Annotated in this window: 15 protein-coding genes, 1 tRNA gene and 1 pseudogene; 10 read left to right on the top strand and 7 right to left on the bottom strand. The window is 67.9% G+C overall.

What is annotated here, in order from left to right; genetic code table 11:
• Positions 1-504 precede the first annotated feature (504 nt).
• From J0I47_RS10875 to J0I47_RS10900, 6 genes and pseudogenes are all read left to right on the top strand, one after another.
• Positions 505-3096: pseudogene (locus J0I47_RS10875) on the top strand (TonB-dependent receptor); the annotation flags it as partial.
• Positions 3097-3362: 266 nt separating this feature from the next.
• Positions 3363-4880, top strand: coding sequence for an AMP-binding protein (locus tag J0I47_RS10880; RefSeq protein WP_294047019.1), 1518 nt, complete (start codon positions 3363-3365; stop codon positions 4878-4880).
• Between the two features lie 29 nt (positions 4881-4909).
• Positions 4910-5701, top strand: coding sequence for an enoyl-CoA hydratase-related protein (locus J0I47_RS10885; RefSeq protein WP_294047020.1), 792 nt, complete (start codon positions 4910-4912; stop codon positions 5699-5701).
• A gap of 1 nt (position 5702) precedes the next feature.
• Complete coding sequence (locus tag J0I47_RS10890) at positions 5703-6494, top strand: VOC family protein (RefSeq protein ID WP_294047021.1); 792 nt, start codon at positions 5703-5705, stop codon at positions 6492-6494.
• The gene (locus J0I47_RS10895) at positions 6491-9472 is read left to right on the top strand and encodes an enoyl-CoA hydratase-related protein (protein WP_294047022.1); all 2982 of its coding nucleotides are present in this window, start codon (positions 6491-6493) and stop codon (positions 9470-9472) included. The genes J0I47_RS10890 and J0I47_RS10895 overlap by 4 nt, the downstream gene beginning before the upstream one ends.
• A complete protein-coding gene (locus J0I47_RS10900; RefSeq protein ID WP_294047023.1) occupies positions 9472-10296 on the top strand; it encodes an enoyl-CoA hydratase-related protein in 825 nt (274 codons plus the stop codon). Before J0I47_RS10895 ends, J0I47_RS10900 begins: the two co-directional genes overlap by 1 nt.
• Positions 10297-10513: 217 nt before the next feature.
• On the opposite strand, the gene J0I47_RS10905 is transcribed toward J0I47_RS10900, so the two are convergent.
• Positions 10514-10588 (bottom strand) — tRNA-Val (locus J0I47_RS10905).
• Positions 10589-10624: 36 nt separating this feature from the next.
• Positions 10625-11002 (bottom strand): cell cycle two-component system response regulator CpdR, encoded by a 378-nt coding sequence (cpdR, locus tag J0I47_RS10910; protein WP_294047024.1) that lies wholly within the window; start codon positions 11000-11002, stop codon positions 10625-10627.
• A 215-nt stretch (positions 11003-11217) separates the two neighbouring features.
• Between cpdR and J0I47_RS10915 the strand changes: the two genes are divergently transcribed.
• Entirely contained in the window at positions 11218-12063 is an 846-nt protein-coding gene (locus J0I47_RS10915) for an N-formylglutamate amidohydrolase (RefSeq protein WP_294047025.1), read from the top strand.
• A 358-nt stretch (positions 12064-12421) separates the two neighbouring features.
• Here J0I47_RS10915 and J0I47_RS10920 read toward each other — a convergent pair whose 3' ends face one another.
• Positions 12422-13192: a SapC family protein gene (locus tag J0I47_RS10920; RefSeq protein ID WP_294047026.1), complete on the bottom strand. Its 771-nt coding sequence runs from the start codon at positions 13190-13192 to the stop codon at positions 12422-12424.
• Between the two features lie 182 nt (positions 13193-13374).
• Here J0I47_RS10920 and J0I47_RS10925 point away from each other — a divergent pair, with 182 nt between their 5' ends.
• The 3 genes from J0I47_RS10925 (at position 13375) to J0I47_RS10935 (ending at position 15793) form a co-directional block, all read left to right on the top strand.
• On the top strand, positions 13375-13839 hold the full coding sequence (locus J0I47_RS10925; RefSeq protein WP_294047027.1) for a hypothetical protein: 465 nt from the start codon (positions 13375-13377) through the stop codon (positions 13837-13839).
• A 362-nt stretch (positions 13840-14201) separates the two neighbouring features.
• Positions 14202-15584, top strand: coding sequence for a DEAD/DEAH box helicase (locus J0I47_RS10930; protein ID WP_294047028.1), 1383 nt, complete (start codon positions 14202-14204; stop codon positions 15582-15584).
• A gap of 20 nt (positions 15585-15604) precedes the next feature.
• Entirely contained in the window at positions 15605-15793 is a 189-nt protein-coding gene (locus tag J0I47_RS10935) for a DUF1289 domain-containing protein (protein WP_294047029.1), read from the top strand.
• A gap of 361 nt (positions 15794-16154) precedes the next feature.
• Here the strand turns inward: J0I47_RS10935 and J0I47_RS10940 are convergent, their stop codons facing one another.
• Genes J0I47_RS10940 through J0I47_RS10955 form a run of 4 tightly spaced genes read right to left on the bottom strand, consistent with a single transcriptional unit; the run spans position 16155 to position 19107 of the window.
• Complete coding sequence (locus J0I47_RS10940) at positions 16155-16445, bottom strand: hypothetical protein (RefSeq protein WP_294047030.1); 291 nt, start codon at positions 16443-16445, stop codon at positions 16155-16157.
• Between the two features lie 10 nt (positions 16446-16455).
• Positions 16456-17073, bottom strand: a complete 618-nt coding sequence (locus J0I47_RS10945; protein ID WP_294047031.1) for a glutathione S-transferase family protein — start codon at positions 17071-17073, stop codon at positions 16456-16458.
• Positions 17074-17083: 10 nt separating this feature from the next.
• Positions 17084-17962, bottom strand: coding sequence for a dienelactone hydrolase family protein (locus J0I47_RS10950; protein WP_294047032.1), 879 nt, complete (start codon positions 17960-17962; stop codon positions 17084-17086).
• 41 nt (positions 17963-18003) lie between these two features.
• Positions 18004-19107 carry an MBL fold metallo-hydrolase gene (locus tag J0I47_RS10955; RefSeq protein WP_294047033.1) on the bottom strand — a complete coding sequence of 368 codons (1104 nt, stop codon included), beginning with the start codon at positions 19105-19107 and terminating at the stop codon, positions 18004-18006.
• Positions 19108-19288 lie beyond the last annotated feature (181 nt).

The raw sequence follows: 19288 nt of genomic DNA on the forward strand, positions 1-19288 counted from the left end.
TGCGGCCTCTCAAGCAATAACGTTCGTTATCCATAAGTAAGACTCATGCGACGCTTCTACTCTTGTCGTCGCAAGCATAACGACACCACTGGGCAGAGGTCGTTTAGCTATTCCTGTATCCTCGTAGGACGGAGGAGCTATGCCCGGCGATCAACCATACGGGGCCAGACGCAGAACCCACTTGACGAGCCAAGTGCGTAACGATAACGATCGTTATCAGAAAAGCATGTGATCCGCTGGTCGGCGGGCGATAAATCAGACATGCCCAAGCGCAATCGCGCAGCATGAACCGACAAGGCTTTGGGAGCCGGCAGACCATCCTGTCGGACCATGGGGCCGTACTGGGGGAGGAGCATGAAGCGTTTCCAAGATCGCGTATTGATTCTGGCAATGGCCGGGACCGTCTGCTTTCCCGGCATCGCATTGGCGCAGGAGGCACCGTCCCCGGCACGCCCCGCGACACCGAGCAACGATGCCGACCGGCCATCGGCCGCCTCGACCGTGATGCCCGACGAGCGGGACGATATCATCGTCACCGGCTCGAACATCGTCCGCAACGGGTACAAGGCACCGACCCCGGTGACCGCCATCACCTCCGACAGCCTGACCGACAGCAACCCCGGCCGCGTCGGCGACGCACTGACCGCATTGCCGCAATTTCGCGGCTCGCCCGGTCCGCGCACGGCCTTCCAGTCCGCCTTCGGCGTCGGCGTATCGGGTCTCAGCCTGCGCAACCTCGGGGCCAACCGCACCCTGGTACTGCTCGACGGCCGCCGGATCGTTCCCAACTCGACGCGCGGCGAATACGACACCGACATCCTGCCGCAGGGACTTATCAAGCGAGTCGATATCGTCACGGGCGGCGCGTCCGCGCAATATGGCGCCGACGCGGTCGGCGGCGTCGTCAACTTCGTGCTCGACAAGAGCCTGGTCGGTCTGCGCGGCTCCATCCAGAAAGGCATTTCGACCTACGGCGACGGCCCGACGTTCCGCGCTGAACTGAGCGGCGGATTGGCCTTCGCCGACGATCGCGGCCATTTCCTGGCCAGCTACACGCATACCGAATTCGGCGAGATCGGGCGGCAGGACAGCCGCCCCTGGGGCCGCCGAAACAATTTGCTGGTCGCGGTGTCGGGCGGCAATCCGCCCAACCAGTTCTTCGACAATGTCGCGTTGTTGGCGACCTATGGCGGCGCGATCGTGACCGGGCCGCTCGCCGGTCGCCAGTTCCTGTCCGGCGGAGTCGTCGCCCCGTTCGACATGGGGACGATCAGGAACACGACCGTCTGCGTCAATTGCGGCGGCGTCAGCCAGATCCAGCAGGTCACGTCGTCGCTCAACAGCGACGTCGCCTATGGTCGCCTCGAATTCAAGGCGAGCGAGGCGTTCGTGCCGTTCGCCGAGGGGTCGTATGCCAACAATCGGGTCGGATTCAGCGGCCTGCCCATCTATCAGGTCGGTCCGACGGCCTTCACGATCTTCGCCGGCAATCCCTACCTGCCCGCCGACCTGGTCCGCGACATGGCGAGCAATTCGGTCGATTCGTTCAAGGTCAACCGCTTCTTCGGCGAGCTCGGAACGCTCAACGTCAAGACCAACACCGATACGATCAACCTGTCCGCGGGCTTCGACGGCAAGGCAGGAAATTGGAGCTTCGGCGCCTCGGGCAGCTATGGCTCCAACATCAGCCACGTGCTCTCCTCCTCCAACTACGACGCCGAGAAATTCTACGCGGCGGTCGACGCGGTGGTCGATCCGTCGACGGGGGGCACGGTCTGCCGAGTGACGCTGACCGATCCCGGCCTGTATCCGGGCTGCGTGCCGATCAATCTGTTCGGCCAGGGGGCGCCGTCCGCCGCCGCGCTCAAATATGTCGAGGCGGACCAGCCCTATGTGACGCGCATCCGGCAATATGCGGCGCAGGCCTATCTGCGCGGCGATCCCTTCTCGACCTGGGCGGGGCCGGTTTCGATCGCGCTCGGCGCCGATTTCCGGCGCAATACCTTGTCGCAGGTCATCAGCCCGCTCGCCGCCAAACAGACCACGGGGACCGGCATTCGCGGCTTCCCGGCCAGTACTGCCGGTCGCGTCGGCGGCTACGCGCTCGTCAACGCGCCTGCGGGGAGCGGTTCGGTCGATGTCTATGAGGGCTCGGGCGAAGTGGTCGTGCCTCTGGCCAAGGACGTCGCGTTCGCCAAGTCACTCGATCTGAACGCGGCCGCACGCTACACGCATTACAGCACCAGCGGATCGGCCGGGACGTGGAAGGTCGGCCTGACCTGGCAACCCGCCGACATCATCCGGTTCCGCGCGACCTATTCGCGCGACATTCGCGCACCCAACCTCGGCGAACTGTTCCTGGGCGCCGCGCCCGCCCAGCTCACGATCACCGATCCGAAGCAGAACAATCGCAGCTATCTGGTCTTTGCCGGCGGGGCGTCGAGCCCGAACCTGAAACCCGAACGCGCCAAGACCTATGCGATCGGCGCGGTGCTGACCCCGCGATTCTTGCCGGGGTTTAGCGCCTCGATCGATTATTACAACATCAAGGTCGACGGCGTCGTCGCGTCCCTGAGTGCGCAACAGACGATCGCGGCGTGCACCAACGGATCGGCGTTCAACTGTAGCCTCATCAAGCGTGACGCCTCCAGTGGCGACATCGTCTCGATCGGAACGCCGTTGCAGAACCTCGCCGTTCTGAAGACCGACGGTATCGATTTCGACATGAGCTATCGCCAGTCGCTCGGGTCCGGCACGATCGATTTCCGCGCGATCGCGTCCTACACGCCCAATTTCATCACCCAGGCGGCGGGTGCGGCGCCGATCAACCGCGCGGGCGAGATCGGCGCGGCCGGGGTCGGCAGCCTGTCGAGCAATCCCAAGCTCAGCGGGACATTCTCGATAACCTACAACGGCGCCAGCGGCTTCAGCCTGTTCGTCCAGGAGCGGCTGATCGGGCGCGGCATCTACGACGTGTCGTATGTCGATGGCGTCACCATCAGCAACAACCGGATCCCGGCGATCGCCTATACCGATCTGACCCTGCGACAGCGGGTGGCGATGTCCGGCAAGAAGCAGTTCGAGTTCTTTCTGACGGTCAACAACCTGCTCAACCAGGCCCCGCCCATCTTCGGCGGCGGGACGCCGCTCTTTCCGAGCGCGTATAACCGGGCACTCTATGACGGTGTCGGCCGCTCGCGACTGTGCGCCCGGCAGGCCGATCCGTCGGACCGGATTACGAAGAAGGCCATGCAGATGACGACTGACGCCCGCCAGGCCTGGTCCGACCCGCGCATCCCGGCGGTCCAGGACTGCGTCCTCGGACCGCTCCTCGACCGCTGGGCCGACGAGCAGCCGACAAGGTGTTCGCGATCTTCGCCGACGGCTGCAGCTGGACCTATCGCGACGTCCGGCGGGAAGCGCGCATCGCCGCCGTCGCCTTCATGCGCCTCGGCGTCGAGCCAGGCGACCTGGTGCTGTCGTGGTTGCCCAACGGACCCGACGCGCTGCGGGTGTGGTTCGGGCTCAATTATCTCGGCGCGGTCTACGTGCCGCTCAACATCGCCTATCGCGGCACGATCCTGGCGCATGCCATCCGCAACGCCGGTGCGGCGCTGATCGTCGTCCATGCCGATCTGGCGCCGCAGCTCGATACGGTCGATCGCGGCAACCTGACCCAGGCGATCGTGCTTGACGGAGATCACGCCGTGGCCGGGCTGACATGCCACGGCCGGGAAGCGCTCGAGGGCGAGGAGGATGCGGTCGGGGTCGCGGCCGGCGACGTCCCGCCGTGGCAGACCCAGATGGTCATCTACACCTCGGGTACGACCGGGCCGTCCAAGGGCGTGCTGTCCTCCTACCTCCAATGTTACACGACGGCGCTCGAATCCTTTCCCTATCTGACGCGCGACGATCGCTTCATCGTCAACCTGCCGCTGTTCCATATCGGCGGGACGGGCCCGACCTTCGCGGCGGTCGTGTTCGGCGCGTCCATCGGCCTGGTCGACTCGTTCAAGACGAGCGAGTTCTGGCCGACCATCCGCCGGCTCGAGGCGACCAGCGTCGTCCTGATGGGCGCGATGGCGACGTTCCTGATGAAAAGCCCGCCATCGCCCGACGATCGCGATCATACGCTCAAGAGCGCGATGATGGTGCCGTTGAGCCTGGACGGCCGCGCGTTCGCCGATCGCTTCGCGTGCGACGTCTACACCGCGTTCAACATGACCGAGATTTCTTCGCCGTTGCGCGCCGGGCCCAACCCCAGCCTGGCCGGCACGTGCGGGCGGCCGCGCGCCGGGGTCGAGGTCCGCCTCGTTGACGAGAATGACTGCGAGGTCGCGCAGGGCGACATCGGCGAGCTGATCGTCCGGACCGACCGTCCGTGGGGGATGAACCACGGCTATCTCGCCGATCCCGAAGCCACCGCGCGCGCCTGGCGGAACGGCTGGTTCCACACCGGCGACGCCTTCCGCCGCGACGCGGACGACAATTTCTTCTTCGTCGACCGGATGAAGGACGCGATCCGCCGGCGCGGCGAGAACATCTCCTCGTTCGAGGTCGAAGCCGAGGTCGGCGCGCATCCGCTGGTACACGAGGTGGCCGCCGTCGCCGTCCCCAGCAAATATGGCGAAGACGAGGTGCTCGCCGTCGTCGCGTTGCAGCCGGACGCGGTGCTGGATCCGGCCGACCTGATCGCCTTCCTGCGGCCGCGCATGCCGCATTACATGGTGCCGCGCTTCATCCGGTTCATCGACACCCTGCCCAAGACCCCGACGCAGAAGGTGCAGAAGCATCTGCTGCGGACCGAGGGCGTGGTCGCCGGCACGTTCGATCGCGAGGCGGCCGGCATCTTCATCAAACGCGAGACGATCGGCGGCTGAGCCGCAGTCTTCCTTCATCGAGGCGAACCATGGACCAGCCGATCATCGATCATTTCGACCAGGGACTGCTAACCCTGACGATGAACAGGCCCGACACGCGCAACGCGTTGAGCTCGGACCTGCTCGATGCCCTGCTCGACGCGCTCGACCGTGCCGCCAGTGATCGTACCGTGCGCGCCGTGCTGTTGCGTGGCGCGGGCGGCACCTTTTCGGTCGGCGGCGACGTGAAGGCGATGGCCGACCCGACCCAGTTCCAGGGTGGGCTCGAAGCGCGGACCGACAGCCTGCGCCGCCGGGCCCGCATTTCCGAACTGCTGCACGAAATGCCCAAGCCCACCATCGCGATGATCGAGCGCGCGGCCGCCGGCGCCGGCCTCTCGATCGCGCTCGCCTGCGACTTTCGCATCGCCGGGGAGAAGGCGAAGCTGACGACCGCCTTCGCCAAGGTCGCTCTGTCGGGCGATTTCGGCGGGCCGTATTTCCTAGCCAAGCTGATCGGCAGCGCCAGGACGCGCGACCTCTACATGACCTCGCCGGTCCTGACCGGCGCAGACGCCCTGATGCTTGGGATCGTGACTCGGGTCGCAAAGGACGACGAGCTGGAGGCGGCAGCGCTCGCCTTCGCGCGCGACCTCGCGGCCGGACCGACGCTGACCTTCGCCTATATGAAGAAGACCATCGCCATCGCCGAGAGCCAGAGCCTCAAGGATCTGCTCGACCATGAGAGCCTCTATCATTCGCGCTCGATGGCGACCGACGATCATCGCGAAGCGGCCAGCAGTTTCGTCGAGAAGCGGCCTGCCAGCTTTACCGGCCGCTGACATGAGCGGATTGCGTCTCCGGCAGGTCTGCCTCGCCGACGCCGCGCTCGAACCGGCGGTCGCGGACTTGCGGGCGATCTTCGCGGTCGAGGTCGGGGTGCGCGACTATCACGTGGATATCTACGGCTTGAGCAATGCCGTGCTGCCGTTCGGAGCGGACTTTATCGAGATCGTCGCGCCCGCGGCCGACGACACCGCGGTCGGGCGCTTCCTGCAACGCGGCGACGCGCGCGGCGCCTATATGGCGATCTTCCAATGCGACGACCCCGAGCGGCGGCAGGATCGTGCGGAAAGACTCGGCGTCCGCACGCCGCACGTCATCGACCGACCCGACTATCGCAATGTCCAGCTCCACCCGAAGGACGGCCGCGCGACCATCCTGGAGTTCGCGCGCAGCGCGGGAGAGGACGACGACTGGTGGCCAGCCGGGCCGGACTGGCGGCAATATGCCGACGCCGACGATGCCCACGCGCGGATCGCCGGACTCGAGATCGCGTCGCCCGACCCGGAGGGGCTGGCCGCACATTGGGCCGCGATACTGGACGTCGCGGTCGAGCGATGCGGAACGGCGCCGACACTCGTGATCGGCGGACGGACGCTGTCGTTCACGGAGGGCGTGCCCGAGCGAGTCGCGGCGCTGTCGGTCGCCGTCGCCGATCCCGAGAAGGCGCTCGCGATCGCACGCGCGCGCGGTCGGCTGGTCCGGGCCGGCCGGTTCGCGCTGGCCGGCGTCGATTTCCACCCGGTCGCGCATGACTTGCGACGGCCGCACGAGGGCGAGGCGGCGGCATGACCTTCGAACAGATCCTCTATCGCGTGTCCGACGGCGTGGCGACGATCACGCTCAACCGCCCGGAGCGGCTCAACGCCTGGACCGATCGCATGGAATGCGAGGTGTTCGCGGCGATGCGGGCCGCCGCCGACGATCCGGCGGTGCGCCTCATCGTCCTGACCGGGGCCGGTCGCGGCTTTTGCGCGGGCGCGGACATGGACGACCTCACCGATAAGTCGGATCAGGGCGCGACGAGCCTGCCGAACTCGCCACCGCCGGTCTTCGATCCGACCTCCCGGCCCGACTTCCAGACTCGCTATTCCTATTTCCCCTCGGTCCCGAAACCGATCCTCGCGGCGATCAACGGGCCGTGTGCCGGGCTAGGGCTCATCATGGCGCTCTATTGCGACCTGCGGTTCTCGTCCGACCAGGCCGTCTTCACCACCGCCTTGTCGCGCCGGGGCCTGATCGCCGAACATGGCATCGGCTGGCTCCTTCCGACCCAGATCGGCCTGTCGGCCACGCTCGACCTGTTGCTGTCCAGCCGCCGGGTCGAGGCGGTCGAGGCGCTGAAGCTCGGTCTCGTCGATCGCCTGTGCGCGCCGGACGAGCTCATCGCGACCGTGCAGGCATATGCCGGCGAACTCGCCACCATGGTCTCGCCCCGCAGCGCCGAGGAATTTCGGGCGGAGGTCCGCGCCTTTCTCGCGGCCAATCTTCCGTCCGACATGGCGCGGCGCAACCGCACCGCGGTCCACCAGACCAAGGCGGATGCGCAAGCCTGGATCGCCGTCCTGGCGCGGCAGGGCTGGTCGGTCCCCTCCTGGCCTGACGCGTTCGGCGGCCCCGGCTGGACCCCGCTCGAAGCGTATATCTTCGAAGAGGAATCCATGCGCGCGGGGGCGCCGTGGCTCAATATCCAGGGTGTGTTCCTGATGGGTCCGGTGCTCCAGGCATTCGGCACCGAGGCGCAGCGGCAACGCTATCTGCCGCCGATCGTCGACGGGACCGAATTCTGGTCGCAGGGTTTTTCCGAGCCCAACGCCGGGTCCGATCTCGCATCGCTGCGCACCCGCGCCGTGCGCGACGGCGACGATTACGTGATCGACGGCCAGAAGATCTGGACGACCGGCGCCATGGACGCCAACATGCTGTTCTGTCTGGTGCGGACCGACAACGCCGCGGCGCATGCCGGGATCAGCTTCCTGCTCGTGCCGACGAACGCCCCCGGCGTGACCGTGCGCCCGATCCAGTCGCTCGACGAGAATGAGAGCCTCTGCGAGGTGTTCTTCGAAGCCGTCCGCGTGCCGGCCGACAATCTCGTCGGCCGCGAGGGTCAGGGCTGGGAGATCGCGCGTTTCCTGCTGGCGCACGAGCGGATTTCGGGCGCCGACCTGCCGCGCAACAAGCGCAATTTCGACGTGTTGCTCGACATCGCCGCCGCCGAGCGGATCGGCACGGGGCGGCTGATCGACGATCCGGTCTATGCCGGCCGCATCGCGTCGCTCGAGGTCGACCTCCTCGCGCTGGAGGCGTCGATCGTCGACATCGTCACCGACCACAAGCGATACGAGCACCTGCCGGTGGCGTCGCTGGTCAAACTCCACGGCTCCGAACTGATGCAGGCGCTGCTGAAGCTCGAGGTCGATGCGCTCGGCTCCTATGCCGCCGCTTATTACCCGGCGCACGGCGGCACGACGAGCGACGGCGCGGTCACGCCGGGCCCGGACCACGCGGCCGACGTCACCGCCGAATATATGTATCGCCGCGGCGCGACCATCTATGGCGGATCGAACGAGATCCAGAAGAACGTCGTCGCGAAGACGCTGTTCGCGATGGCCGGCCCGGCCGCGCAATCGCTGCCCAATGGCGATCTGGGGCTGCTCGCCGACAGCGTCGACCAGTTCGTCGGCCGACGCTACACCGCCGACCATCGCCGGGCCGTGATCGCGGGCGGACGGGATGCCCAGCGCGCCGCCTGGACGCAGATGGCGGACCTCGGCTGGCTCGCCGCCGCCTTGCCCGAAGAGGCGTGCGGTCTGGGCGGCGGCATCCGGGCGGCGGCGGTCATCGCCGAGCGGATCGGCCGCGGCCTGGTGCTCGAGCCCTATGTCGGCTGCGCGGTCCTGGCCGGCACGCTGATCGAACATACGGCGCAGGGAGAGCGACGCGCCGACCTGCTGGCAGGGCTGGTGTCGGGCACCGCCGTCATCGGCGTCGCGCATGACGAAGTCGGCGCGCGGGGTCGGCGCGACCATGTCGAGGCGCTCGCGACGCCGACCGGCGCCGGCTGGACCCTGAACGGCCGCAAGATCATGGTGCTTGGCGGCGCGGCCTGCGACCTCCTGCTCGTCTCGGCGCGAACCGGTGGCAACGGGGCCGGACGCGACGGCATCAGCCTGTTCCTGGTCGATCCGACGACCCCCGGCGTGACCCTGCAACCCTATCGCACCGTCGATCAGCGGCTGGCGATGGACGTCGTGCTCGACGCGGTGCAGGTGTCGTCTGATGCCTTGATCGGCGGGGCTGGCGCGGCCCTCGATGGACTGGACGCGGCCTACGACCATGCGACGGTCGCGCTCTGTGCCGAATCGCTCGGTGCGATGGAGCGCGCTTTCTGGATCGCCCGCGATTATCTCGTCACGCGCAGCCAGTTCGGCACCCGTCTCAGCGAGTTCCAGGTGCTTCGGCACCGACTGGTCGACATGTATGTCGAGCTCGAAATGGCCCGCGCCATCCTGGGCCGGGCGGTTTCTGCGATCGAGGCGCTGGACGGGCGGGATCGACGCCTGCTGGTCGCGGCGACCAAGGCGCGCGTCGGGCGCGCGGGCCATTTCGTCGGCGCTCAGGCGATCCAGCTGCACGGCGGCATCGGCATGACCGAGGAATATATCGTCGGCCAGTATTTCAAGCGCCTCCATGTCGCCGACGCACTGTTCGGCAACACCCATTTCCACACCGCGCAGCGCGCCGCAGCCCTCGCCGAGCGCGCCGCCTGATGTCGATCTGGGACGGAGCGCGCGATTTCACCTCCATCGCGCTGTCGCGGCCGCGCGATCGCGTGGCGATGCTGACGCTCGACCGGCCGCGCCAGCGCAATGCCTATACCCACGCCTTGTGCGACGAGGTCCTGGCGGCGCTCGACGACTATCTCCGCGACGACACCTTGCGCTGCCTTATCATCACCGGGGCCGGAAAGGCGTTCTGCTCGGGCGGCGACGTCTCGGGCGTGGACGGCGTTCGCGCGTCGCTCCGCGGCACGCAACTCGCCGAGGGACGCGAGATGCGCGACGGAATGCAGCGCGTGATCCTCGCGCTCGCCCACCTCGACAAGCCCGTCATCGCCATGATTAACGGCCCGGCCGTTGCCGGCGGGTTGGCGCTTGCCTTGTCGTGCGACATCCGCATCGCGTCGGACCGGGCGCTGCTCGGCGACACCAGCGGCCAGCTCGGTCTGCTCCCCGACGAAGGCGGCGCCTGGCTCTTTCCGCGCGCGATGGGCCTCGATCGTGCGCTCAGGATGACGATTCTCGCCGAAGTCTATGATGCGGCGGAGGCGCTCCGGCTCGGCCTGGTGACCGAAATGGTTGCGCACGACGCGCTCGAGCGCCACACGCTCGCGCTGGCCGAACGGATCGCGGCGCAGGCACCGCTCGCCGTTCGACTGGCCAAGTCGATGATGGTGCGCGGCCTCGATTCGACCCTCGAGCGATCGCTCGGCGACGCGCGGCTGGCGGTCGAAATCGCCAATACGACCAAGGATGCGACCGAGGGCATCATCGCGTTCCTGGAAAAGCGCAAACCTGTGTTCAACGGGAACTGACGGATAGGCCGCTCTCTCGATGCGCGGGCGGATCCAGGGGCGTAACGCTCCGGTAGCAGCGCGATCATCGGCCAGCGATGCGAACGCATGCTCATCCGTCAGAGTCGCCAAGACGCGCTTTGAGCTGTGTCAACGGCGCACCGCTTACCGCCCGGCGAAGCACATCGTCATCGATAATAAAATGCCCGCCAGGTCACTGACCTGGCGGGCATTTTAATGGTGGGCGTAGCAAGGATTGAACTTGCGACCCCTGCGATGTCAACACAGTGCTCTACCACTGAGCTATACGCCCACGGGGAGGTGCGCCTCTAGCGAAGCGCAGGCGCGGCTACAAGCCCCCGGTTGCGGTTTCGGATTCGAACAGGCGATCGACCTCCATCACCAGGTCGCGCAGGTGGAACGGCTTCGATAGGACGCGCGCCTGCGGCATCTGTTTGCCGGCGCGCAGCGTGACCGCGGCGAAGCCGGTGATGAACATGACGCGCATCGCCGGCGCGATCTCCGCCGCTTTCTGCGCGAGTTCGATCCCGTCCATTTCGGGCATGACGATGTCGGTCAGCAGCAGGTCGAACGATTCGGCCTCGATCAGCGGCAGCGCCGCGGTGCCGCGATCGACCGCGACCACGGCATAGCCCGACCGTTCGAGCGCGCGCGCCAGATATTCGCGCATCACGTCATCGTCTTCGGCCAACAATATTCGTATCATCGCGGTCTCGCCATCTCGTCGAGCGCCCGTCATACCCGCGAAGGGTTTAAAAATTCCAGCGCGGGATGTCGGTGGCCGGCGGCACCGGCCCGCTCCCCACCCGGCCTCCCAATGGCAGTATCTTGTGGGGAGCGGGCCGGTGCCGCTCATCGGCATGAGCCGATCACCAAGACGCGCATTGCGGCACCCCGCGCCACGGCATAGGATCGCCGACGATGCGCGGATCGTTCGATCAGTTCGGCACCCTGCCCCCGGCCAGCCCGGTCGTGGTGTCGGTGCCGCATGCCGGGCGCGACTATCCGTTGCCGCTGCGTGCCGCCGCCGCGGTGCCGGTCGCGTCGATGCTGGCGCTGGAGGATCGCCACGTCGATGCCGTCGCGCTCGCCGCGCATGGGGGCGAGACGCTGCTGATCCAACGCGTCGCGCGCGCCTGGATCGATCTCAACCGCGCCGAGGACGAGCGCGACCCGCTGATCGACGATGGCGCCGCGGCGATCCCGGCAGGAGCAGCGGCGACCAAGCTGAGAAGCGGGCTCGGCCTGGTGCCGCGCCGCGCCGCGCCGGGCGTGATGCTGTGGCGCCGACGGCTGGCCGATGACGAGGTGCGCGCGCGGATCGTGGCCGACCACCGGCCGTACCATGCGGCGGTCGCGGCGGCGTTGCAGGCGGCGCGCGAGCGGTTCGGCGCGGCGTTGCTGATCGACCTGCATTCGATGCCGTCGCTGCCGGGGGCGCGACCCGCGCGCTGGGTGATCGGCGATCGGTTCGGGCGAAGCGCCGGCGGCCGGCTGGTCCACGCAATCGAGGGGGAGATCGCCGCGGCGGGGCATGCGGTCGCGCTCAACGCGCCCTATCCCGGTGGGCACATCCTCAGCCGGCACGGCCGGCCGGCGGACAATGTCCATGCGATCCAGATCGAGATCGACCGGCGATTGTACCTCGACGCGCGGCTCGACGCGCCGGGGCCGGGGCTCGACTCGACCGCCGCGCTGCTGCGCCGTCTGCTGGCGATCGCGGCGGAGGAACTGACCGGCGGCATCACGGCGCTGGCGGCGGAATAGCCCCTGTCCCCTGTCATTTCGCCGGAACTGAACCACCAGACTCCGACGGCAATAAAAAACCGCCCGGAGAAAACTCCGGGCGGCCTAGGTTCAGGGAGGAGACGCATCCGAAGATGCGTCAAACACGGCCCCGCGAAAGGGGGGAACACGACGCCGTGCAATGGTTAAACTAGGTTGTCGGCCCTTCGGTTTCAAGGGGGCAGGCAATTTTTTACCGGTGGCAGCTGAAGCCGACCCTCCGCCGGATCGTCCGTCCGGCGGAGACGGTCGGCGCCGCGCCGTCAGCCGATGCCGGCTTGTTCCGGCCCGCTGTCCGTCGCGGCGCGCCACGGATCGGCAAGCGCCGATCCGTGCCCGCTCACGCGGTGAGTTGCGGCGCCGGCATCAGCCCGAGCTGAACCTGGCGGCTGAAGATCTCGCGCGTCAGCGACAGCGAGAACAGGTGCGCGTAGATCAGCGGCAGCATGCCGGACTGGACGATCTTGCGCAGCTGATCGCCGCGCAGCTCGCGCAGCTTCTCCTCGCTGACCATGCGGAAGCCCGAATAAAGGAACGGCTTATCGGCGCCGTCGGGCTGGATCGTGATCTCGCCGTCCTCGAGCAAGCCGAGCTCGTTCAGCTCGGCCATGAACTGCGCGGTGCGCGCGCCGGCTTCCTCGAACTGCTGGCTGAACTCCAGGATGTTCTTGGTCAGGTCGGTCGGCTGGCCGTCGGCGAACAGCGCCTCGCCGTCCGCGAAATCGCCGATCGTCGGCGAGGTCGGGTCGAAGCACAACGTCAGCTCCTGCGCGTCCGGGGTCAGCCGCGCGAGCATGTACGGATAGCGGCGCACATAGGCCGGCACGTAGGTATAGGGATCGCGCAGCATGCCCTTTTCGTCGATGAAGACGTTCATGCCCTCGTTCATGCCCATCAGCGCGAGCGGCACGGCATCGTCGCCCTGCGAGAAGACGATCGGGAAATGGCGCTGCGCCATCGGGAATTCGTCCACCGTCAGCGGGATCGCATGCTGGTTGACGAGGAACGCGGCACCATCGGCCGGGCGGACCCGAAAACCGGCATGCGCGTCGCTCGAAAGCGGTTCGAGCGTGTTGTAGAACAGGGGAAGCGTCTGCGGCGCGCTGGCCATGGCGGGACTCCGAAAGCTGGATGCGGCGCCGGATGCGCGCCGCAAATCGCGAAGCGCCTTATTGGCTGGGGCGCGAGCGCGCAAGCATGACGCTCCCGCGCGGGGCCGGACGAGGCGCCCACGGGGTGCAACCGGGCAATTCATTCGACGTTCAATCATTTCCCTTACCAGACCGTCCCCAGATGCAGCCGCCCGCTCTCCTCCTGCTCCTCGCCGCCGCCGCGACGGTGGGTAGCCCCGTGCGCACGCCGACCGCGCAGGCCGCGTCGGCACCGCAGACGGTGCGATACCAGCTGCACGAGCGCATCACGATCCGCGTGCCGGCGACGCGCCAGTCCGCCCCGATGCCGGTGCAGATGCGCTACATCGAGAAGAAGGGGCCGAAATGCATCGGCGCCGACCAATTGGCGGGGGCGGTCGTCACCGCCGCCGATTCGGTCGACCTGGTCATGCACGGCGGCAAGCGCGTGCGCGCCGCGTTCAAGGACCAGTGCCGCGCGCTCGGCTATTATGGCGGGTTCTACGTCAAGCCTTCGCTCGACGGGAAAGTGTGCGCCGGGCGTGATTCGGTGCGATCGCGGTCAGGCGATTCGTGCCCGATCAGCCTGTTCAAGTCGCTGGTCGCCAAGCCGGTCAAACAGCGCTAGGCGACCATACTTCCCCATCGCGCGGTCGTGACGGAGCCGATTTTGGCGTTGGGCAAGAAGCAAAGAGGAAGCGATGCTGTAGGCATCGTGACTGACGCAGCGACGCCGCCCAGCGTCAAAATCGGCCCGCCGCAAAGCGGTCGCCCGGAGCAGCCAGTCGATCGTCGTCGCTTGCTGGCGCGTAGCTTCTGCTACGCGACTGCGCGTCGCTCCTCGTCGACTGGCTGCTCCGGGCGATCACGATCCACGCGCTGGGGGAGTATGGTCGCCAACCTTGACATTTCGTCTTCGATCGGCGAGCGCGCGCACGGTTGCGCGACGCCTTGGTCTTCGCGCCTTCTTTTTTCCGGACAAACGCCCGCATGCCTTTTGCCGACCTCGGCCTATCGGATGAATTGCTCCGCGCCGTCGACGAGTCGGGCTATACCGAGCCGACCCCGATCCAGGCCGCGACCGTCCCCTCCGTCCTGATGATGCGCGACATCATCGGCATCGCGCAGACGGGGACGGGCAAGACCGCCAGCTTCGTGCTGCCGATGATCGACATCCTGGCGCATGGCCGCCGCCGCGCGCTGATGCCGCGCAGCCTGATCCTGGAGCCGACCCGCGAGCTGGCCGTGCAGGTGGCGGAGAATTTCGAGAAGTACGGCAAGTATCACGACCTGAAGATGGCGCTGCTGATCGGCGGCGTGCAGATGGGCGATCAGGTCAAGGCGCTGTCGGACGGCGTCGACGTGCTGATCGCGACGCCGGGCCGGCTGATGGACCTGTTCGAACGCGGCAAGATCCTGCTGACCGGGTGCAACCTGCTGGTCATCGACGAGGCCGACCGGATGCTCGACATGGGGTTCATCCCCGACATCGAGAATATCTGCACCAAGCTGCCGGCGAACCGCCAGACCTTGCTGTTCTCGGCCACCATGCCGCCGCCGATCAAGAAGCTGGCCGACAAGTTCCTGTCGAACCCGAAGACGATCGAGGTCGCGCGGCCGGCCACCACCAACACCAACATCACCCAGTGGCTGGTCCCGGTGAAGGGTCAGGCGTTCGAGAAGCGCAAGGTGCTGCGCGGCCTGCTCGGCCAGGACGACGTCACCACCGCGATCATCTTCTGCAACCGCAAGACGACGGTGCGCGAGCTCAACAAGAGCCTGAAGGGCCACGGCTTCCGCTCGGGCGAAATCCATGGCGACATGGACCAGCCCGCCCGCTTGGCCGAGCTCGACCGGTTCAAGAAGGGCGATATCAACATCCTGGTCGCGTCCGACGTCGCCGCGCGCGGGCTCGACATCAAGGGCGTCTCGACGGTCTTCAACTTCGACGCGCCGTGGCATCCCGACGATTACGTCCACCGCATCGGCCGCACCGGCCGCGCGGGGGCAACGGGGACGGCCTACACCCTGGTCGCCAAGGAAGATGCCGAGAACATCGACAATATCGAGAAGCTGACCGGCCAGACGATCCCGCGGCTGGAGACTGTGCCTACGGTCGAGGAAGAAGCTGAGGCCGCTCCGCGCAGCCGCCGCTCGCGCGAGGACCGGCCGGCACGCGAACCGCGCCGCGGCTCCCGCACCGATGCGCCCCGCGAGCGGGCACCGTCGCCACCGCGTGACGAGCAACCGCGCGCCCGCCGCAGCGACCGCCGTCCGCCGCGCGACACCGCGCCGATCGACGACGCCAGCGATGACGGCGGCTGGAATGGCCCGATCCCAGACTTCCTCAGCGCGACGATCGCCGCCGACTGAGGCGAGGCGCGGGATCGGTCATGTCGCTGCCGGACTTCATTACCGTCGTGCCGGTGCAGGCGATCGCCAGCCCCTGCATCAACGTCTGCCGCATCGGCCGCGACCGGCTGTGCGAAGGCTGCCGCCGCACCACCGCCGAAATCGCCCGCTGGACCAGCATGACCCCCGCCGAACGCGACGCGGTGATGGCGGAGTTGCCGGGACGATAGAGCCAGCGGCGGCTCACGCGGTCCCGCATCCGTTGCTGACTGTTCGGTTCGATCGGTCCGATCAAGCCGTACTCCCGCGCAGGCGGGAGCTCAGGGGTCACGGGCGATGCTGTGCTTGGCTTAGAATCCAATCGATGAGCATCGGATTGCTCGAATAACACCGTCACCCCGGCCTTGTGCCGGGGTCCACTGTGCCGCAGGCGCATCGCCAGATTCGCTTACGCCAGCGAAAGTCGCTGAGTGGACCTTGGCACAAGGCCGGGGTGACGGTTCGGTCATAGACGACCTGCCGTACGATCCATCCTGGCATATGCGGTCGGCCGCGCCGGCATGCTGAAGCGTCAGGCTCGCAAAATGCCGCCTATTTCGCCGCCGGCGCCTTCACGTAATCCGACGACAGCGGCGGCGGCGTGCGCTGGATATAGTCGCAGCTTTGCGCCGCGTGGCGCGACGTACGGCGACCGTGGAGGCAGTCATAGCGCTCGCCACGCCACGTCCGGTCGGCGCGGTCATAGGCGCCCTCATATCCTGGCCGCTCGGGCGGGGCGGCACGCGAAGGCGCCGGCGTGCGACTTATCCCGAAGCTCTGCGCCGCCACCGGCGTCGCCACGATACTCGCCAACCCAGCCACCATCGTCACGATCCCACGCATCGCCACCTCCTCAAGCCGGCTGATGCTTCGGCAGCAGCGCGTCGTCGATCTCGCGGGCTCGCACCGCCGCCGGGCGGCCGGCGACGCGCGCGAGATAGTCGGCGAACGGCCCCTCCTTGGGCAGGATGCCGAACTGGGTGAACCAGCCGACCGCGCTGCCGACATAGACGTCCGCCGCGGTGAAGCGATCGCCGGCGATATAAGCGTGCCGACCGACCGCCCATGCGAGCGTCGCGATCGCCTCGTCGAGCGAACCGTAGCCGACCATCGCGCGCCGGTCGGGCGGCACCATCACGCCCAGCGACTTGTCGGTCACCGCCGCCTCCAGCGGGCCGGCGCAGAACAGCGTCCAGCGATAATAATCGGCGCGCTCGGCATCGGTCGGCGCGAGCCGCGCATCGGGAAACGCGTCGGCGAGATACAGGCAGATCGCCGCCGCCTCGCTGACCACCTGGCCGCGATGGACAATCGTCGGCACCTTGCCCAGCGGATTGGCGTCGAGCAGCGCCTGCGGCTTGTCCTGCCAGTCGACCAGCACCGTCTCGTACGGCGCGCCCACTTCCTCGAGCATCCACCGCGCGATCCGCCCGCGCGACATCGGGTTGGTGTAGAAGATCAGGTCGGCCATCGCTTCCTCCTCACGCCTTCAACGCCGTCTCGAACAATGCCAGCATCCGCCCCCACGCCTTCTCCGCCTGCGCGGCGTCGTAGACGCGGCTGTCGGGCGGGCACCAGCCGTGCATCGTGCCGGCATAGACCTCGATCTCCGCGGGCAGGTGGGCGGCGGCGAAGGCGGCCTTCAGCACATCCTTGTCGCCCGGCGCCTTGGCATCGTCATTGGCGGCGATCGCGATCAGGAATCGCGCCTTCATCTGCGGGATCAGTGTGTTCGGGCTGTCGGGCCTGTCGCCGACCAGCCCGCCGCCGTGGAACGTCGCCGCCGCCCGGATGCGGTCGGCGCGCGCGGCGGCGGTGCGGAACACCATCGGCCCGCCCATGCAATAGCCGGTCGTCGCTAGCCCGCGCGCCGTATCGACCTGAGCCTTCTTGTCGAGCCACCCCGTGAAGGCGGTCGCGTCGCGCACCGTGCCCGCCGTCGTCAGCGCCTGCGTATAGGGCATGATCCGCGCGCGCACCGCCGGCTGGTCGAACGATTCGCCGGCCGCCAGGAACGGCGCCTTCACCGAACGATAGAATTGGTTGACCACAAGCACCGCATAGCCGCTTTGCGCCAGCCGGTCGGCCATCTGCCGGAACGCCGGCCGCAACCCCATGATGTCGGGCCAGATCAGCACACCCGGATGCCGGCCGCTCGCGGGTGCGACAAAATAGGCGTCGCACTGGCCGTCGGGCGTCGCGATCGTCACGTCCTTGCCCGCGACCGCCAGCGCATCGGCCGGCGCCGGCCACAACGCCGCCATCCCCGCAGCGCCCGCCAGCATCCCGAACGTCCGCCGCGACGGATGCACGCTGGCGAGAAAGCGATCGTTGTCGTCGGCGGTCTGTTCGTCGCACACGGCTGCTCTCCGATTCGCCCCCCGAAGCCGCCGAACCTAGCCTAGCCCGCCGACCACCGCCACACGCCGTCCGCGCCAGTGTCGCGCACCGCCCGCCCTTCGACCTCCAGCCGTTTGAGATGCGCGAGCGCCTCGCCGGTCGCCATGCCGAGCATGTCGTCGCCGATCGCGCGGCGGAACAGGCGGCCAAAGCAATCGACGACGCGGCGGGGCGCTTCGCCCACGAACACTTCGAGCTCGTCGAGCCGCGCGCGGTGCTCGCGGTCCATCGCGTCGAGCCGGACGTGCAGGCCGGTGAACGGGTCACCATGCCCGGGCAGCGTCAGCACGTCGGCCGCCACCTCCCGCTTCAGCTTGGCGATCGACGCGAACCATTCGCCGAGCGGATCGGCCGCGGGCTCGGTGATGCCGAGCGAGACGTTGGGGCTGATCCGCGGCAATACCTGGTCGCCCGCGACGAACACCCCGTTCGCCTCGTCCAGCAGGCAGGCATGTTCGGGACTGTGGCCCGAGCCGACGACGACGCGCCAATCGCGCCCGCCGATCGCGATCGTCTCGCCATCGACCAGGCGGCGGTAACTGAGGGGCAACGGCCGCACGATCCGCCCGAAATTGGCCCAGCCGCGCGCCGATGCGTGCGCGATCTGCTCCACCGACCAGCCGCAGCCGTGGCGGAACGCGTTCACCTCCGCCGGCGTCTCGGCGCGCGCATCGGCGACGAGCATCTGCGCGGTCAGCCACTCGCCGCGCGTCATCCACAGCGGCGCGCGGTGATGATCGCACATCCAGCCGGCGAGCCCGATATGGTCGGGGTGGAAATGCGTGCCGATCACGCGGGTGACGCGCGTTCCGGCGAGCGGCCCCGTGAACACCGCCTTCCATGCCTCGCGCGTCTCCGGGCGGTTCATCCCCGCATCGACCAAGGCGACACCGTCACCCCGATCGTCGGCGTCGTCGAGCAACCAGCAATTCACGTGGCGAAGCGGCCCCGGCACATGCAGCCGCACCCAGCGCACCCCGGCCGCCACCGTCATCACCTCCCCCGCCCCCGGCTCGGCCCCGCCGAACGGATAGGTCAGCCCTTTGTGGCTGGTGGGCACGAAACTCTCGTCGGCGACGAACGCCGCATCGGTACGGGTAGCCATCGGTTGCGGGTAGCAACGGATCGGGGGAGGGGGAAGTGGGCGAGGGGTGGGTGTTTAGGACCCACTTGCCGACCCAGCAGCCCGGTTTGGCGGACGGCTACTTTCGATGCATGGCAGCGCGAGCCTGAGGCGGAGGACCCGCTCGAACATCCTTGTCTCGTTTAGGCACGGTCAGGCATCG

Origin of the sequence: Sphingomonas sp. (assembly GCF_017304635.1) — a bacterium.
In the GTDB taxonomy this organism is placed as follows: Bacteria; Pseudomonadota; Alphaproteobacteria; order Sphingomonadales; family Sphingomonadaceae; genus Sphingomonas.

What these genes read in the sequence shown, in the direction of transcription:
- J0I47_RS10885 (WP_294047020.1), top strand. Translation starts at nt 4,910, where the DNA reads ATGGACCAGCCGATCATCGATCATTTCGACCAGGGACTGCTAACCCTG.
- J0I47_RS10890 (WP_294047021.1), top strand. Translation starts at nt 5,703, where the DNA reads ATGAGCGGATTGCGTCTCCGGCAGGTCTGCCTCGCCGACGCCGCGCTC.
- J0I47_RS10895 (WP_294047022.1), top strand. Translation starts at nt 6,491, where the DNA reads ATGACCTTCGAACAGATCCTCTATCGCGTGTCCGACGGCGTGGCGACG.
- J0I47_RS10900 (WP_294047023.1), top strand. Translation starts at nt 9,472, where the DNA reads ATGTCGATCTGGGACGGAGCGCGCGATTTCACCTCCATCGCGCTGTCG.
- cpdR (WP_294047024.1), bottom strand. Translation starts at nt 11,002, where the DNA reads ATGATACGAATATTGTTGGCCGAAGACGATGACGTGATGCGCGAATAT.
- J0I47_RS10915 (WP_294047025.1), top strand. Translation starts at nt 11,218, where the DNA reads ATGCGCGGATCGTTCGATCAGTTCGGCACCCTGCCCCCGGCCAGCCCG.
- J0I47_RS10920 (WP_294047026.1), bottom strand. Translation starts at nt 13,192, where the DNA reads ATGGCCAGCGCGCCGCAGACGCTTCCCCTGTTCTACAACACGCTCGAA.
- J0I47_RS10925 (WP_294047027.1), top strand. Translation starts at nt 13,375, where the DNA reads ATGCAGCCGCCCGCTCTCCTCCTGCTCCTCGCCGCCGCCGCGACGGTG.
- J0I47_RS10930 (WP_294047028.1), top strand. Translation starts at nt 14,202, where the DNA reads ATGCCTTTTGCCGACCTCGGCCTATCGGATGAATTGCTCCGCGCCGTC.
- J0I47_RS10935 (WP_294047029.1), top strand. Translation starts at nt 15,605, where the DNA reads ATGTCGCTGCCGGACTTCATTACCGTCGTGCCGGTGCAGGCGATCGCC.
- J0I47_RS10940 (WP_294047030.1), bottom strand. Translation starts at nt 16,445, where the DNA reads ATGCGTGGGATCGTGACGATGGTGGCTGGGTTGGCGAGTATCGTGGCG.
- J0I47_RS10945 (WP_294047031.1), bottom strand. Translation starts at nt 17,073, where the DNA reads ATGGCCGACCTGATCTTCTACACCAACCCGATGTCGCGCGGGCGGATC.
- J0I47_RS10955 (WP_294047033.1), bottom strand. Translation starts at nt 19,107, where the DNA reads ATGGCTACCCGTACCGATGCGGCGTTCGTCGCCGACGAGAGTTTCGTG.